Source organism: Vibrio sp. YT-19(2023) (assembly GCF_033337395.1).
In genome coordinates, this window is the sequence record NZ_JAWOQN010000324.1 from 1 (window position 1) to 824 (window position 824).

1 protein-coding gene is annotated in these 824 nt (G+C 45.1%); it reads left to right on the forward strand.

Going from position 1 to position 824, the window contains the following annotated elements; genetic code table 11:
- A partial coding sequence (locus R7E78_RS25695; RefSeq protein WP_318058550.1) for a UvrD-helicase domain-containing protein occupies nucleotides 1–824 on the forward strand: 824 nt, incomplete at both ends.

Genomic DNA, 824 nt, shown 5'->3' on the forward strand with positions numbered 1-824 from the left:
GCGTAAGAGTCAATACCTTTCATCAACTCGGCTTGTACATTCTTAATCAAGTCGAGCAGCAGCCTGTCGAAATTAGCCCTCTTGCATTAGACGATAACCAACGCACGGCTTGGTGTGTCGACTGGTTGAAAAAGCACTGGATGACACCAACAAATTTCAAACGTTGGCAAAAGCATTTAGATAAATGGCCTATTGCTTACCTGAAAGGTGATGATGAGCTGGGTAGCCATTCGGAAAATCCGAAGCTAATTGCTTGGTTGGATTCTCAATTGTCGCATTTAGCTGCTGTTGGTTTAACAAAAAAGCAAGTGCAAGAGAAGTTGGTGGATCACCAAGACTATACGCGCCTCAATAGCGAATTAGCACTGTGTTGGCCGTGCTTTTCTGCATGGCAAAAAATGCTCAAAGAGAGCAATCAAGTCGATTTCCCAACCATGATAAGTCGAGCAACGGATTACGTGAATAAAGGGAAGTTCGTATCGCCTTGGCGTTTTGTTATGGTCGATGAGTATCAAGATATCTCTCCAGATCGTTTGGCGTTGATCGAAGCGTTATGTGAATCAACAGAGAAGCAGCCTGGCGCAACCTTGTTTGCCGTAGGCGATGACTGGCAAGCGATTTATCAGTTTGCGGGCGCAGATGTGGACTTGATTACTGGGTTTAAAGAGCGATTCGCTCACTCTACGGTACACCACCTAGACACGACTTATCGTTTCAATAATCAAATTGGCGATGTGGCGAATACGTTCGTGCAGCAAAACCCATCACAATTACCGAAGACGCTCAATAGCCATAAACAACGCAAGCAAAAGAGCGTGCACACA